The sequence below is a fragment of the Marinitoga sp. 1138 genome (assembly GCF_013363265.1).
In the GTDB taxonomy this organism is placed as follows: Bacteria; Thermotogota; Thermotogae; order Petrotogales; family Petrotogaceae; genus Marinitoga; species Marinitoga piezophila.
Genome location: NZ_LBFA01000006.1, coordinates 195,123 through 211,392, shown reverse-complemented (window position 1 = coordinate 211,392; position 16,270 = coordinate 195,123). Strand labels below are relative to the sequence as shown.

Here is a 16,270-nt window from a genome sequence, read left to right as displayed (position 1 = left end):
ATTATCCCTCTTTAACATTTGAATTTTTTTTCTTTTTTTTCATTATATACATTTTTTCATCAGCTTCTTCAAAAGAAGTATAGAATTCTTTAAAATCAGAAATACCATATGAAAAGTCATAACCAGTTTTGTTTTTAAAAATATTTCTAATACGCTCTATAATATTTTCAGCATTTTTGGCATTAATAATTAATATAAATTCATCTCCGCCCATTCTTATTACATAGTCTGATTCTCTCAGATTGTTTTTTGCAATTTCCACAAATTCTTTTAATATTTCATCGCCTTTTTTATGGCCAAATTCATCATTTATCTTTTTTAAATCATCAAGGTCTATTAATACTAATTTCCCCTTATGTGGAATTTCTTCAAGAAAACTTCTATTATATGCATTGGTAAGTGGATCCATGATAGCTTTTTTATACATTTTATTACTATGTTCAGCAAGAAGTCTATAATTAATTACCAGATGAAAACCATAGCTTAAACTTACAATTAACATACCATAATTAAAGATTACCGGTTGATTTATTTTAAATAATACTACTATAATTGATTGAAATGACGTAAAGAGCAAAAACCATGTTGAAAAATAATAAAGGTTTAAAGCGTTTTGATGTATTCTAAATACCGCTGCCAAAAGATTTAAAATAATTATTAAATTGGATATGTCATAGACCTTTTTTAATATATAAAAGTTAGGAGTGGCCCAGATTATCAAAATAGCTAAAAATGTTAATATAATTAAAAATTTATCCTTTATATAGCTGTAAATATAGAATTCTACACTTTGCATTATATATAGAGAACTTAGAAAAGAAAAAGTTATCAGTATTTTCTTTAAAATAAAATATTGCATTAAGCTTCCATTGCTTACACGTGTATGGAAATCTATTAAATATAAACCCACAAATATTAGAGATAGCCCGAGAAAAAAGAAATGTTTTCTATTAATTTCTCTATAGGATAAAAGTATTAAAATAATACCGAGAATTAAAGAACTACCAATTATTATCAGGTAAATATCTTCGTTGAATATTTTTATCAATAAATAATATTTATTGGCTACATTTTCTGAAACCAAATATGGATAATATCTTAAACCATAATCATATGCACCTTCAATTATAAGTTTTAAAGTATTATTTTCATTTAATATATTTTTGTTGAAACGTACAAGAAAAGCTTTATTCCAGAGATTTCCAGAACTGCTTCCAAAATCATATATCATATTATTATTGATAAAAACCTGTATTCTTGTTCCCGCTATTTTTGGGATTATCAAAGAATTATAATCAACTTTTTTAAAAGTTGTTTCTAAGGTTATTTTATCTGGAGTTTCAAGAATTTTATAAAATGGAACTTCAATATTCCAATCTTTTAAAACATATCCTCTTGGTAGAAATAACCATGAAACAAAAAAAAGCAATGCCATAAAAAGAAGTAAAGAGGTAAGAAATTTTTTCATAACGGGCCCCCTTATTTTAATGTTAAAATAATTATATTAATATTATTATAATAATAGATTACAATCTAAAACCAATTCTTGAATTAATTTTAGCTTTTCCCATATTATATGTTTTTCCTAAAGCTAAAACAACAGCTAATTCAACAGGTAATCCAACATTTACAATTTTTTCTATGGTAGTTTTTACATTATATTTTACTTTAATGAATTCATAAGAATAAATGCCATTGAATATATCCATAATTAAATATGTAGCTAAGGGTTCCCCGTCTTTTGTTCTTCCTACACTTCCAGGGTTAAGTATAACTTTTCCATTAATATGTTTTGCCATCATTAAATGTGTATGACCAAATACAAATATTTCTGAATTATTATACAGGGATATTTTTATGAACTTTTCTGCATTATCAGAAGGTTTTATATACTCAAATAAATTATCAAAAGGGCTACCATGGGTTAGAAAAAATCTGAGATTTTCTTTTTCAAATTCCATATATAATGGTAATTCCCTTAAAAATTTTTTATTTTCTTTTGAAGTATTTTTTATAGTCCAGTTTATCGATTCATCACCAACTTCTGTTTCTCTTCCAGGGTTATATGCACATCCGCAGCTTTCTTTTTCAAATCCTATTGCATCATCATAATTTCCTCTGACACATTTAATATTTTTATTTTTAATTATTTCAATAACTTCATTTGGATTTGGACCATAGCCAACTATATCTCCAAGACAATAAATTTCATTTATTTCTTTTTTTTCAATATCCTTTAAAACAGATTCAAAAGCTTCTAAGTTTGCATGTATATCTGAGATAAAAGCTATTTTCATTAATTTACTCCTTTCTATTTTAACTTTATTTTAATTATATCCATAAAAGGTTTATTTTATATTAATTAAAGTATCAGACGCGTTAAAAAAAATCAAGGATTAAAATCACGTTTTTAGATTTTTCAATGAGATATAATTAAATATGACAGATTATATCTTTAATTTTTTCTTAATAATATCTATTTATAAAAATCCATATTTTTATTTTTATTTTAATTTTTAAAGGAGTATAATGTATAACAGAAGGAGGTGTAAAAATGGAATATTCCCCAGAAGAAATAGTTAAAAAACTTGTAAATGCTGAAGTTGAACATTCTAAAAAATTGGAAACTGCTGAACAGGAATTAAAAAAGCTTTTTGAAAAAAAGAAAAAAGATATTGACAATGAAAAAGAAAAATTATTCCAAGAGATTGAAAACGAATGTAAAGAAATAATAAATTCTGCAAAGGAAAAAGAAAAAAAGCTTTTTGAAACGCTTGAAAACGATATCAAAAAATTAAAAGAAAGGTATGATAAATTAAATGATAATATAGATGAGATTAGTAATAAAATTATTGAAAAAATTATAATAAAATAAAATTGGAGATGATAGCCTTGAAATTTCCAGCCCTAATGTCAAAGGTTAAAGTCTTGCATTCAAAAATATTGACAGAGGAAGACTTTAATAATTTGATAAATACAGAAACGGTTACAGAGGTAACCGAATATCTTAAAGCAAATACACATTACAAAGAATATTTTGAAAATGTGGATATTTCAAAACTACATAGAAGAGATGTAGAAATACTTATAAGACAGGCAATTTTAAAAGATTTTTATAATATATATTTCTATCTTCCAGTTGAAGGTCAAAGATTCTTCAAATTAATGGAAAAGAGATTTGAAATAGAAAATATAAAATTTATCCTTCGTTCCCTGCATTCTGAACATCCTGAATATATTACAGAGGAGAAATTCTTCCCCTTATACCACCAGAGTATATCCACAGATACCCTGCTTACTATTAAATCTTTTGATGATGCATTAAATGTATTTAAAAATAGTGTGTATGGCTCCATATTTGAACCTGCTTACAGTAATTATCAAAAGAATGGAAAAATTCAATATCTTCTTAATGCTTTTGATTTCTGGTATTTTACCAATATGAAATCGATGTTGAGTTTAATGCCAATGTTTGGAAAAAACTTGAAATATCTTTTCTATGAACAAATGGATCTTGCTAATATACAGTGGATATATCGTTCAAGAATATTATTTAAGTTGTCTCCAGAAGAGGTTTTGAATTTTCTAATGCCTATACATTATAGATTAACTCAGGATGAATTAAGAGAACTTGCAAATGCTTCCAATACAGATGAATTTCTTGCAAAATTAACTGAAAATAAATATGGTGAATTCTTTAAAAATATTGATCCGGAAATTTTTCCATATATTATTGAAAGGTTATGTGAAAGAATTTTGTTGAAATCATCAAGGAAGCTAATATCTCATACACAAAATGGATTTGATGTAATGAGTGGATATTTGTATATAAGGGAATATGAATATAAGGATTTAATAACATTAATTGAAGGAAAAAGATATAAATTGCCAAATGAAAAGATTAAAGAGTTTTTGTTATTAATGGGGGTGTAATAAGATGAAAAAAGAAATGATACCATTCACTATAATATCCAATAAATATGAATTGGAAATTATTTCAAAAAAGATTCTCGATTCTAATAATATAGAAATAGTTCCTCTTGAAAAGGTAATAGATAAAAAAATATTAAAACAATTGAAAACAGAAAAAGAAAATCCATATAAACAGATATATGATGATTTTATGAATATATTCAATAGTGTAAATAGAACCCCCAAACCAAAAGTTAAAGAAATAGATTTCCCTATGATTATAGATAAGGATGAAATAAGTAATTTTTCAGAAAAGTTGAATACAGAACTGGAAAATATATCAAATAAAATGTCAGAGTTAAGCGAAAAAAAAGAAATTTTGTCAAAGGAAATTGAATTATTTGAAAAATTGAAAAATATAGATATAGATGTATCAGATCTAAAAAAAATGAAACGTTTAAAATATAAGATAGGAAAATTAAATAAGCTTTATTTTGAAAGGTTTTGTGACAGTATAAAAAAGGAGAATATAATAAGCATTATCCTTGACTCGGATGAGGTAAATACCTGGGTTTTTATAATATATGATTCCAATTTAAAAATAGAAAAGATTTTATCCATAGCAAATTTTGTCGAATATAAGATTAATGAAGACTATGCAGGTTATCCAAAAGACATATTACTTTTATTATATGATGAATACAAGTCCATTGAGTATGAAATAGAAATGCTAAATATGGCAAAAAAGAAGATATTTTTCGAAAATAGAAGATTTATATACAAATATTTTGATTACATATTTGTTCTAAAAAACATATATGATCTTGCTCAAAATGTTAAGTTTACAGAAAACTTTTTTGTAATATCTGGTTGGACTACCAGAGAAACATATCAAGAACTTGAAAAACATGTAAATACAAATGATTACATATTACTTTTAAGATATGCATTTAATGATAAAGCACCAACTATTTTAAATAATAAGGGATTTTTCAAACATTTTGAATTTATTGTGAAAATGTTTGGTGTTCCATCAAGTGATGAAATTGATCCAACGCCGTTAATAACTTTAATGTTTTTGTTTTTCTATGGAATGATGTTTGGAGATGTAGGACATGGTTTTATACTTTCAGCATTAGGTTTTTGGTTATATAAAAAGAAAGGTTCCGATTTGTTTTATGTAATAGGTGCTTCAGGATTATCTTCAATGTTATTTGGAATTTTATATGGAAGTGTTTTTGGTTTTGAAGATATAATACAACCTTTATGGAAACGTCCAATGGATAATATAAATTATTTTTTACTAATTTCTGTATATTTTGGTATAGCAATTATAACTGTGGCAATGATTTTAAATATAGCCAATAGAATTAGACGTGGAGAAAAAAGCTTTTTGTTGTTTGACCCAAATGGCATCTCAGGAATAGCTTTGTACTGGATATTGTTGGGTTCTGTATTCTATATGATGAAAAATGGGGTATTTCCAAAAATAAGTTATATATTCATAATTACATTAGTAGTTTTAATATATTTAAGAAGTATTTTATTTGAAGAAGGGAAATTTGGAGAGAAAATTGTTCAGGGATTCTTTGATTTATTTGAAGTATTATTGGGATATTTGAGTAATACGCTTTCATTTATAAGGCTTGGTGCTTTTGCAATGAATCATGCAGGCTTGTTTTTGGCTTTTTATATGATGGCAAAAATGACAAATAATCCCGTATCGTCATTTGTTATTTTATTGCTTGGAAATATAATAATAATCGTTCTTGAAGGTCTTGTAGTATTTATTCAAACGTTGAGGCTTGAGTATTATGAATTTTTTACAAGATTCTTTAAAGGTGATGGAAAGGAATTTAATCCTATAAAATATAAATTTTAGTAAAATTTTTTTAAAGGTTAATATGAAGAAAATAGTACGAATAATGTTCGCTCAAACGGTAGAAAATTCTAATCCTCAAAAATTCTCGTTCCTGCCGGTCGTTGCAGACTCACATCCATGTTCGTCTTCACTCAAAATCACATCCGTGTGATTTTGACCGGCTCCACTTCGAATTTTTTCGGGAATTTTCAAGTTTTCGCTCACATTATTCTAACTATTTTCTTATAATAAATACAAACTAAAAAATTTCACTATCTAAAAGAACTTTTATTTTTAATTATTAAAAATATATTTAAATTTTAAAATCACGGAGGTGTTAGTTATGGCATATGTTATCTCATTAATGTTTTTAGTTATCTCAACAGTATGGGCAGGTTTTTACTTTTCAAAAAATCCAGAAAAAGCCAGATTATTTGCTAAAAAGGTGTTTGTCGGAAACATAGCTTTATTTGTTGCTATTTTAGTGTTTGCAGTAATAGGACTTTTCCCAACAAATGTATTTGCTGAAGGAACTACACAAGCAGCAGTAACAGATACAAATAACAACCTTGGATTAGGTCTTGTTGGTGCTGCATTGGCAACAGGACTTGCAGCTATTGGTGCAGGTGTTGGTGTAGGTATGGTAGGTGCTGCTTCAGTTGGTGCAATTAGTGAAAAACCAGAATTGTTGGGTAAAACATTGATATATGTTGGTCTTGCTGAAGGTATAGCAATTTATGGATTAATTGTTACTATTATGATTCTTGGGAGGATTTAACAATGAAATTCTTTCTTATTAGCGATAATATTGACACATCTATAGGATTGAGATTAAGTGGTGTCAATGGTGTTGTTGTTCATGAACGTGAAGAGATATTAAAAGAATTTAATAATGCAATTGAAAATAAAGAAATAGGGGTAATCTTAATAACTGAACTTGCTGCAAATAAAATACCTGAGGAGCTAAAAAATCATAAATTATCAGGTAAATTACCTTTGATTTTTGTAATTCCCGATAGACACGGTTGGCGTGGTGAAAAAGACTTTATTACCAGGTATGTTGAAGAAGCAATTGGGGTGAGAGTCCATGAGTAGTATAGAGAATAAATTAAATAAAATGATAAATTTATTAGAAAAAGATTTTGAAGTTGAATACGAATCAATGAAAGAACAATATGATGAAAAATTAGAAGAGTATAAAAAACAGATTAAAAAGGAAATTGAAGAATATAAGAATAAGAGGCTTTCAGATGTGAAATTTGAAAGTGAAAGGATAATAAAGATAGCAAAATCAAAAGTGGAATTAAAATTAAATCAAGAAAATACATATTTAAAAAATAAGTTTTTAGAAAGGATTTTAGAAAAGGTTAAGGAAGATTTATATAATCTTGATGCCAAAAGAAAAAAGTTTTTTTATCAAAAATTATATATAGAAGCAAAAAATTTAATAGATGAAGAATATGTTGTCTTATGTAATCCTGATGATATTGAAATTGTAAAGTCTTTTGTAATGGATCACGAAGTAATTGGTGATTCAAATATTGAAGGTGGAGTATTATTAAAAGGTGAAAAGGTGAATATAAGAAACACAATAGATTCATATATTGAAGAAATAAAGGGCGAAATATTCACTCTTGTTTTAGAAGAGGTAGGTGATTTAAATGCAAATTAAAGAAATAAATGGTCCTGTTGTTAAGGTAAAAGATGCAAAAACTTTATTTATGAATGAAATGGTAAGAGTTGGTAATTATAAGTTAATAGGTGAAGTTATTGGGATAGATGGAGATATTGCTACAGTACAGGTATATGAAGAGACATCTATGTTAAAACCTGGAGAACCTGTGGAATCTACAGGGAAAATGTTATCTGTAGCTCTTGGGCCGGGATTGTTAAGCAGTATATATGATGGAATACAGAGACCTTTAAATGAGTTGATAAAAAAGTCTGGATCGTTTATAGGAAGAGGAATAGATGCATTTGGATTAGATACCAATAAATACTGGGAAGTAAAGATAATAAAAAAACAAGGGGATTTGGTTGAAGGTGGAGAAGTAATTGCAGAGGTTCAGGAAACAGAACATCTTGTCCATAAAATAATGGTATCCCCAAATTTATCTGGTAAAATCGTTGAAATTGTAAATGATGGAAATTATAAAGTAACAGATATAATTGCAAAAATAGAGGATAATAATGGAAATATTCATGAAATAAAACTATATCAAGAATGGCCTGTAAAGGTCCCAAGACCTGTAAAAAAAAGATTGGAACCATCAATACCATTAGTTACAGGGCAACGTGTAATAGATATATTCTTTCCAATAAGTAAAGGTGGAACTGCAGCTATTCCAGGAGGTTTTGGTACTGGAAAAACAATTACGCAACATCAATTGGCAAAATGGTCAGATGCTGATATTATAGTGTATATTGGTTGTGGAGAACGTGGAAATGAAATGACAGAAGTTTTAGAAGAATTTCCACAGTTGAAAGACCCAAGAACAGGAGCACCTTTAATGAATAGAACTGTATTAATAGCAAATACATCTAATATGCCTGTTTCAGCAAGGGAAGCTTCCATCTATACTGGAATTACAATTGCAGAATATTTTAGAGATATGGGATATAATGTTGCGATTATGGCAGATTCAACATCAAGATGGGCTGAAGCTCTTAGGGAGTTATCAGGAAGACTTGAAGAAATGCCAGCTGAAGAAGGTTATCCTTCCTATCTTGCATCAAGAATAGGGCAATTTTATGAACGTGCTGGAATTAGCGAAAATCTTAACGGAACAAAAGGTTCTATAACAATTATAGGGGCTGTTTCTCCTCCCGGTGGTGATTTTTCAGAACCAGTTACTCAAAATACAAGAAGATTTGTAAAATGTTTTTGGGGATTGGATAAAAACCTTGCATATTCAAGACATTATCCATCGATAAACTGGTTAACGAGTTATAGTGAATATACGGAAGATTTAAATGACTGGTTTAAAGAAAATGTGAAATCCGATTGGAATGAATATAGAGATGAAGCAATGAAACTGCTTACAGAAGATGATAGATTACAACAAATTATTAAAATAGTTGGTGAAGATGTATTGCCAGATAATCAGAAATTAACGGTTTTAATAGCTAAGATGATAAAAATTGGTATATTGCAGCAAAGTGCATTTAGCGAGGTTGATTCTTATTGTCCGCTTGAAAAACAATATTATTTATTAAAAATAATAATGGATACGTATCAAAAGGCAAAGAAATATGTTGATAGGTCTATTGCATTAAGTCAGGTTTTACCACCTGAAATAATATCAAAGTTACTAACTATGAAGGAAGAAATAAAGGAAATAAAAGAATTTGAAGGTATTGAAAAGATGCTTGATGAACATTTTGAAAAACTTGAAAGTACCTATCATGATTAAGAGGTGATACAATGGCAGTACGCGAATATACAGGATTATCTCAAATAAAAGGACCACTTGCAATTATTGAAAATATAAAAGATGTAAAGTATGATGAAGTTGTAGATATAATTCATAATAATCAAAAAAGAAGCGGAAAAGTTATTATGGTTAGTGAAGATGCTGCTGTAATACAGATTTTTGAAGGTACTCAGGGATTATCTTTGGGAGATACAACAGTTAGATTTTTAGGGAAACCGCTTGAAATAAATCTCTCTCCAGATATTCTTGGGAGAACATTTGATGGTTTAGGTCGCCCAATTGATGGAATGGGAGAAATAATTTCCAAAAAAAGTGTTGATATAAATGGTTCCGCTATTAACCCAGCAGCAAGGGAATATCCAAGAAATTTTATTCAAACAGGAGTTTCGGCAATTGATAGTATGCTTACTCTTATAAGAGGACAAAAATTACCTATTTTTTCAGGAAATGGACTTCCTCATAATAAACTGGCGGTTCAAATTGCAAAACAGGCAAAATTAAAATCAAATGAAGAGTTTGCAGTTGTGTTTGGTGCAATTGGATTAAAGAAAGACGATGCAAATTTTATAATCAAAAACTTTGAGGAAAGTGGATCAATAAAAAATATGGTAGTTTTCTTAAACCTCGCCAGTGATCCAATAGTAGAAAGAATTGCAACTCCGAGAATAGCTTTAACTGTTGCTGAATATCTTGCATTTGAATTAGGAAAACACGTATTGGTTATATTAAATGATATGACAAATTATTGTGAAGCGTTAAGAGAATTATCAAATTATAGAGGTGAAATTCCAGGGCGTAAAGGATTTCCGGGTTATCTATATTCTGATCTTGCTTCAATATACGAAAGAGCTGGTATGATTAGAGGAAAAGAAGGTTCTGTTACACAAATTCCAATTCTGACAATGCCAAATGATGACATAACGCATCCCATACCGGATTTAACAGGGTTTATTACTGAAGGGCAGATAGTTTTATCAAGGGATTTACATAGGAAAAATATATATCCACCTATTAGTGTATTGCCTTCTTTATCAAGGTTAATGAAAGATGGTATTGGTAAAGGATATACAAGGGAAGACCATCCAGATATTTCATCACAGCTCTTTGCAGCATATTCAAGAGTATTTGAAATTAGGTCATTGGCAGCTATTATAGGTGAAGAAGATCTTTCTGATATCGATAAATTATATCTAAAATTTGGTAAAGAGTTTGAGGAGAAGTTTATTAATCAGGGATTTGATGAGGAAAGACCACTTGAGAAAACACTGGATCTGGCATGGGAAATGCTTTCAATTTTGCCAGAAACCGAATTAACACGTGTGAAAAAAGCATATATAGAAAAGTATTATAAACCTCAAAATGCATAAGTTTATTGCATTAAGAATGAAGGTGAAATTATGATATTCAATCAAACTATTCCAACAAAAGGAAATCTTATAAATTTAAAACAACAATATAAACTTGCCAAACAGGGGCACGATTTGCTTGAAAAAAAGAGAAATATAATAATGAAAGAGTTAGTTGATTTAATTGAACAGGCACAGGAAATACAGGAGAGAATACTTAAGATCTTTGAAATAGCTTATGAATCATTGCAACTTGCAAACCTTGATCTTGGAATAGAAAATGTAGAACAATACGCTAAGGGGGTTCCAGAATTCGATGGAATGAAAATACGATTTAGAAGTATTATGGGTGTTGAAGTACCTGAAATATATAAAAATGAGAAAAAAACAGAAATACCATATGAAATATATAGAACCGATGCAGCTTTAGATAAAGCGTATATATCTTTTAAACAGGTTCTTGAACTAATTACAGAGGCAGCAATGATAGAAAATAAAGTATATAAGCTTGCATATGAAGTAAAGAAAACAAAGAAAAGAGTTTCTGCACTTGAAAATGTTGTAATTCCACAGTTACAATCATCTATCAAATTTATTCAGGATACATTGGAAGAATTTGAGAGAGAAGAATTCTTTAAACTGAAAAAATTAAAAAAATAGTAACTTTTATCCTGTTGACAAAATATAAATTATATGATATAATGAAAATGAGATGTTTAAAAATTCGCGACCTGAGAAGAATCAGGTCGCTTTTTATTTATATCATAAATTTAAATTCAGGAGGAGAGAATGTGATTAATGTAGCATTAATAGCACACGATAAAAAGAAACTTGATCTCGTGATGTTTGTTAGAGAGTGGAAACATGTATTTGAAAGATGTAATTTATATGCAACTAATTCAACAGGAAGCTTAATAGAGGAAAAGGTTGGTTTAAAAATTACAAAATTTGCATCAGGACCATATGGTGGTGATTTACAAATAGGAGCGTTAATAACATCAGGTAATATGGATTTTGTTATATTCTTAAGAGATCCACTTACTGCTCAACCCCATGAACCAGATGTATCTGCTTTACTAAGAGTATGTGATGTTCATAATATACCTTTGGCAACAAATCTTGCAACAGCTGAAGGTTTAGTACTTGAAATAGAAAAAAAACTTAATAAGGGGGATGAAAAATGAGTACAAAAAATACTGAATACAAGGAATATACTCTTGGTGAAGAAATCGCCAACGCCATAACTCATGGTGTTGGTATTATCTTCAGTCTGGTGGCATTGATTATATTGATAATATTTTCTGCAAAAACAAATAACTTTTTGAAGACATTAAGTGTTGCTATCTATGGTTCAACTTTACTTCTTTTGTATACTGCATCTACAGTTTATCATAGCATTCAAAAACCACGAATAAAAAAATTTTTAAAAATAATTGACCACTCGTCAATTTATTTGCTTATAGCAGGAACATATACACCATTTACTCTTGTTACACTAAATGGAAAAATTGGATGGACGTTATTTATTACCATTTGGAGTCTGGCAATAGTCGGTATTATTTTAAAGATATTTTTTGTAAAGAAATTCAGAATCCTTTCAACGATTTTTTATCTGATGATGGGATGGTTAGTAGTCGTAGCTATAAAACCATTGGTTGCAAATTTACCATATGGTGGATTAATGTGGCTTGTAATAGGAGGACTTGCATATACAATAGGTGCTGTATTTTATATATGGAAAAAATTGCCATATGGACATATGATATGGCACTTATTTGTTCTTGCTGGTAGTGTTGCACATTTTATTGCTGTATTTTTCTACGTTTTACCGGAATAAAGTTTTAATATGAGAAGAAAGATTATTTTAAATATAATAATAATTTTTTCTTCTATGACATTTCCGTATAAAATTTTCATAACTCCTTCACAGGAACTCTTTTATTTTATAAAAGAGAAATCTTTTTTATCTGAAAATATAAAATTTGTTTCTTTAAGTATTTCACAACCATTTATAGATATACTCGATTCCAGAAAGACAGAAGGATTTATAGAAAATGATTTAAAGGGCAATTTAAATTATATATTGCCTGATAGAAACTATGAAGGTTATTTACACGAAAAGTTTATAATTTTTAACAATAAAAGCGTGTTATTTGGAACTGGAAATTTTACGTCAGGAAGTATTTTTGAAGACATAAATCTTTTTATATATTCTGAAGATATAAAAGTTGTAAATTTATTTTTAAAAGAATTTAAAAATTTTGAATCAGGAAAATTTGGTAAAGATAAAGAAATAATTAATAGAAATGTTTTTACCAAAGAATTTGGAAAAGCAAAGTTAGTTACTGGACCATCAGAAAAAATATATAATGCAGTGAAAGATTTTATTTTATCCACAAAAAAATATTTATATGTATATACGTTTTCTTTTACCGATTCGAGAATTGCATATTTAATTGAGAAACTTTCAAGTAAAAGTAATATAAAAATAGAAATTTATGCAGATGATTGGAATTTAGAAAACATAAATATTTTAAGATATTTAAAAGGTATTGATTTGAAATTTATAAGAGATAGAAAAAAAAATATGCATTTGAAGGTTTTAATTAATGAAAAAGGTGTATTAATTGGAAGTTATAATCTTACATATAGGGCTCGTGAAAAAAATGATGAATATATTTTTGTGATTTTTAACGATGGAATCAAAGAGGAAATTCTGAGAAAAATCGAAAAGAGTTTACAAAAATATCAAAGATAACAAATCTTATTATTAAATTGTTTATAAGTTTTGTTTTTTTTATATATAATCTAAATAAAAAAGTTTTTATGGGGGATTTTAATGAAAAAAAATATTAAAATACTATCTGTTTTTTTAGGTTCAATAATTTTAATTTATATTATTTATTCAATTATGGAGCCATTTAAGATTGGTATTATAGCCAGCTTAAGTGGTAATGAAGCATTTATAATTTCTGATACAATAAATGGTGTTGAACTATTTAAAAAATTAAATTCCAATTCTAAAAATTTTAAAATTATTATAGAAGATGATGGTGGAAATATCAAAGATACGCAAAAAGCCTTTGAAAAATTAAAAAGAAAAGGTGTAAGGGTAATATTATTTGATTCATCGTCCACATTATTTGAACCTATATATAGAAAATTAAAGGATGAAAAGATTATAGGTATTGGCATTTCAATTACTGCAGATAAATTTAAAAACAAAAACGATAATTTTTTTAGGTTAAATATATCAAATGAAAATGAACAAAAAGCAATTGCTAAATATTTAAATAAAACAACAGATGAATTACTTGTGATAAAAGATTTTGAAAATCCGCTTTATATAAATAATTCTTTCGTTAATTTTAAAAAATATTATAACGGAAAAATATATTATGGTGTATTAAAAAATTCTGATATTTCAATATTGGAACAGGTTAAAAATATATACGAAGGACAGAACTTTGTGTATTTATTAATTAATTCTGTAACCAATACAGCAATGATAGCTAATTATCTTAAATCAATTAATAAAGATGTATATATAGTGATAACGCCATGGATTGATAAAAATCAACTCTCTGATTTATTAAATGTAAAAAAGAATGTTATATATTCATATTATTTAAGATATAAACCTCGAGAAGATGTAGAATTTTTTGTAAAATATAAAGAACTATATCAAAGAGAACCAACAATATATGCATGTGGTACCTACGAGGCTCTTGAAGTAATATCTAAAATTATAAAAAATAAAGGTAGAGAAGTTAATGCGATAAGAGATTCATTTTTTAAATATAGGTTTAAAACAACATTTGGTGAATTATCCTTTGATGAATATGGTGAATCTAACCATACAATTCAATTAGGGGTGTTGGAATGAAAAAAGAAATGTTTCTTTTTTTTATTATAATAATAATGGTAACGATTACGATAGCAAGACCATTGACGGTGGTTATATATAGTGCACCACCGGTTATGTATATTGATAATGGGAAGGTAAAAGGTATATTTCCGGAAATATTTGATTATATAGCTAAAAAAGAAGGAATAGATTATAAATATATTTATTTAAATTTTGCAGATGGTCTTGAATATTTAAAAAATGATCTTGCCGATATTATGTTTGGTGTGGCATATACAAAAGAGAGAGCAAAATATTTTGAATATAGCAGAGAACCTTTGCTATTTGATTGGGGACAGATATTTTCCAGAGAAAATGTTACACTTCATGGTTTTATGGATTTGAAAAATAAAAGTGTTGCTGTATTGAAAAAAGATGTATATTATGAAGGACCACAGGGGTTAAAAAAGATAGATAGTGATTTGAATTTAAATATAAAATTTAAAGAATATAATTCATATGAAGAAGTTTTTAAGAGTTTGGAAGATGGTGAAGTTGATTATGCTCTTGCCAGCAGGATTTTTGGTCTAAATACCAGAAAAAAGTATGATATAAAAGAAACACAATTGATATTGAATACAGTTGATATATATATGATATATAGTAATAAATCATTAAAACCAATTATAGATAGACTTGATTTAAGACTTAAAGAATTAAAGAGAAATGATGAATCTTATTATTATAAAATTATCAATAAATATTTATATAAAAAGCAAATTCCAACCTGGATTTTACCGGTACTTTTGCTTATAGGCATAATAACCTTTATATTAATTATTTTTATTTATCTAATGAGAAGAAATATAGAAAAAAAGACAAAAGAATTGTTAGAAAGAAATAAAGAGCTGGAGAAAAATAAAAAGAAAGTTGAAAAATTATACAACACTTTAAAACATAATATGGAAGAGCTTCAAAATACCAAGGGGAAACTCGAAGAATCTCAGGCACTTCTGGAATCATTTATAGAACATAGTATAGATGGAATATTATTTGTAAATAAGAATTTTGATGTTATACTTGTTAATAATGTTTTTAAAGAGAGGACAAGAACGGATTTTCATAAAAATATCACAAAAGGTTCTAATTTAAGAAAAATTTTTGAAGGAGAATTGTTATTTTTATTAGAATTGGAAAAAGCATATAATGAAGAAAGAAGTTTCGTTATAGAAAAACCTATAAAAAGAAGAGATGGCAGTATATATTGGGTAAGTAATAGCTATTATCCAATATATAAAGGTGGAGAAAAATATGGTGTTGCTTTAATTAGCAGAGATATTACAAAGTTAAAGGAAAATGAGATTTTACTTGAAAAACTTGCTCATTATGATTCGTTAACAGGGTTATATAATAGAAGAGCTGGCATGGAAATTTTAAAAGAACTGGCATTATTGTCAAAACGAGAAAACAAGCCTCTTGTAATAGGTTTTGTGGATGTTGACAATTTAAAAACAATAAATGATGTATATGGCCATTCTAAAGGTGATGAAGCTATAAAAAATATAGCAAATATATTAAAATCTTCTGTTAGACATTCAGATGTTGTTGCGAGATATGGTGGCGATGAATTCTTTATGGGGTTATATAATTGTACTATTGAAGATGCAGAAAGAATTAGAGATACAATAAATAAAAAACTGGAGCATTTAAATAAATATAGTTATATTCATTATAGTGTAAGTCTTGGATTTGCAAGATATATTCCAAATAGTGATATTGATGAGATTTTATTAAAAGCGGATCAGAATATGTATAGTTTAAAAAATATGAAAAAGAAATTAAAAGATAAAAGTTAATATAACAATGATTA

Annotated in this window: 16 protein-coding genes; 14 read left to right on the top strand and 2 right to left on the bottom strand. The window is 27.5% G+C overall.

Annotation, left to right across the window (positions count from 1 at the left end; translation table 11 throughout):
• Position 1: 1 nt before the first annotated feature.
• The gene (locus XO11_RS02915; RefSeq protein WP_175418141.1) at positions 2–1,468 is read right to left on the bottom strand and encodes a GGDEF domain-containing protein; all 1,467 of its coding nucleotides are present in this window, start codon (positions 1,466–1,468) and stop codon (positions 2–4) included.
• Between the two features lie 58 nt (positions 1,469–1,526).
• Positions 1,527–2,297 carry a metallophosphoesterase gene (locus XO11_RS02910; RefSeq protein WP_175418140.1) on the bottom strand — a complete coding sequence of 257 codons (771 nt, stop codon included), beginning with the start codon at positions 2,295–2,297 and terminating at the stop codon, positions 1,527–1,529.
• 257 nt (positions 2,298–2,554) lie between these two features.
• Between XO11_RS02910 and XO11_RS02905 the strand changes: the two genes are divergently transcribed.
• From XO11_RS02905 to XO11_RS02840, 14 genes are all read left to right on the top strand, one after another.
• Entirely contained in the window at positions 2,555–2,875 is a 321-nt protein-coding gene (locus XO11_RS02905; RefSeq protein ID WP_014296081.1) for a hypothetical protein, read from the top strand.
• Positions 2,876–2,910: 35 nt separating this feature from the next.
• A complete protein-coding gene (locus XO11_RS02900; RefSeq protein WP_217671803.1) occupies positions 2,911–3,933 on the top strand; it encodes a V-type ATPase subunit in 1,023 nt (340 codons plus the stop codon).
• A gap of 4 nt (positions 3,934–3,937) precedes the next feature.
• Positions 3,938–5,794, top strand: coding sequence for a V-type ATP synthase subunit I (locus tag XO11_RS02895; RefSeq protein ID WP_175418139.1), 1,857 nt, complete (start codon positions 3,938–3,940; stop codon positions 5,792–5,794).
• A gap of 322 nt (positions 5,795–6,116) precedes the next feature.
• Entirely contained in the window at positions 6,117–6,551 is a 435-nt protein-coding gene (locus XO11_RS02890; protein WP_175418138.1) for an ATP synthase subunit C, read from the top strand.
• A gap of 2 nt (positions 6,552–6,553) precedes the next feature.
• Positions 6,554–6,868, top strand: a complete 315-nt coding sequence (locus XO11_RS02885; protein ID WP_014296077.1) for a V-type ATP synthase subunit F — start codon at positions 6,554–6,556, stop codon at positions 6,866–6,868.
• The gene (locus tag XO11_RS02880; protein WP_014296076.1) at positions 6,861–7,445 is read left to right on the top strand and encodes a V-type ATP synthase subunit E; all 585 of its coding nucleotides are present in this window, start codon (positions 6,861–6,863) and stop codon (positions 7,443–7,445) included. Before XO11_RS02885 ends, XO11_RS02880 begins: the two co-directional genes overlap by 8 nt.
• On the top strand, positions 7,435–9,186 hold the full coding sequence (locus tag XO11_RS02875) for a V-type ATP synthase subunit A (protein ID WP_075780330.1): 1,752 nt from the start codon (positions 7,435–7,437) through the stop codon (positions 9,184–9,186). Before XO11_RS02880 ends, XO11_RS02875 begins: the two co-directional genes overlap by 11 nt.
• An 11-nt stretch (positions 9,187–9,197) precedes the next feature.
• Positions 9,198–10,574, top strand: coding sequence for a V-type ATP synthase subunit B (locus tag XO11_RS02870; protein ID WP_014296074.1), 1,377 nt, complete (start codon positions 9,198–9,200; stop codon positions 10,572–10,574).
• A 30-nt stretch (positions 10,575–10,604) separates the two neighbouring features.
• Positions 10,605–11,213, top strand: coding sequence for a V-type ATP synthase subunit D (locus tag XO11_RS02865; RefSeq protein WP_014296073.1), 609 nt, complete (start codon positions 10,605–10,607; stop codon positions 11,211–11,213).
• A 131-nt stretch (positions 11,214–11,344) separates the two neighbouring features.
• Positions 11,345–11,737 carry a methylglyoxal synthase gene (locus XO11_RS02860; RefSeq protein ID WP_014296072.1) on the top strand — a complete coding sequence of 131 codons (393 nt, stop codon included), beginning with the start codon at positions 11,345–11,347 and terminating at the stop codon, positions 11,735–11,737.
• Positions 11,734–12,390: a hemolysin III family protein gene (locus tag XO11_RS02855; RefSeq protein ID WP_014296071.1), complete on the top strand. Its 657-nt coding sequence runs from the start codon at positions 11,734–11,736 to the stop codon at positions 12,388–12,390. Before XO11_RS02860 ends, XO11_RS02855 begins: the two co-directional genes overlap by 4 nt.
• Before the next feature lie 9 nt (positions 12,391–12,399).
• A complete protein-coding gene (locus XO11_RS02850) occupies positions 12,400–13,311 on the top strand; it encodes a phospholipase D-like domain-containing protein (RefSeq protein ID WP_175418137.1) in 912 nt (303 codons plus the stop codon).
• An 81-nt stretch (positions 13,312–13,392) separates the two neighbouring features.
• A complete protein-coding gene (locus XO11_RS02845) occupies positions 13,393–14,439 on the top strand; it encodes an ABC transporter substrate-binding protein (protein WP_175418136.1) in 1,047 nt (348 codons plus the stop codon).
• Positions 14,436–16,256, top strand: a complete 1,821-nt coding sequence (locus XO11_RS02840; RefSeq protein ID WP_175418135.1) for a diguanylate cyclase — start codon at positions 14,436–14,438, stop codon at positions 16,254–16,256. Before XO11_RS02845 ends, XO11_RS02840 begins: the two co-directional genes overlap by 4 nt.
• The last annotated feature ends 14 nt before the right edge of the window (positions 16,257–16,270 follow it).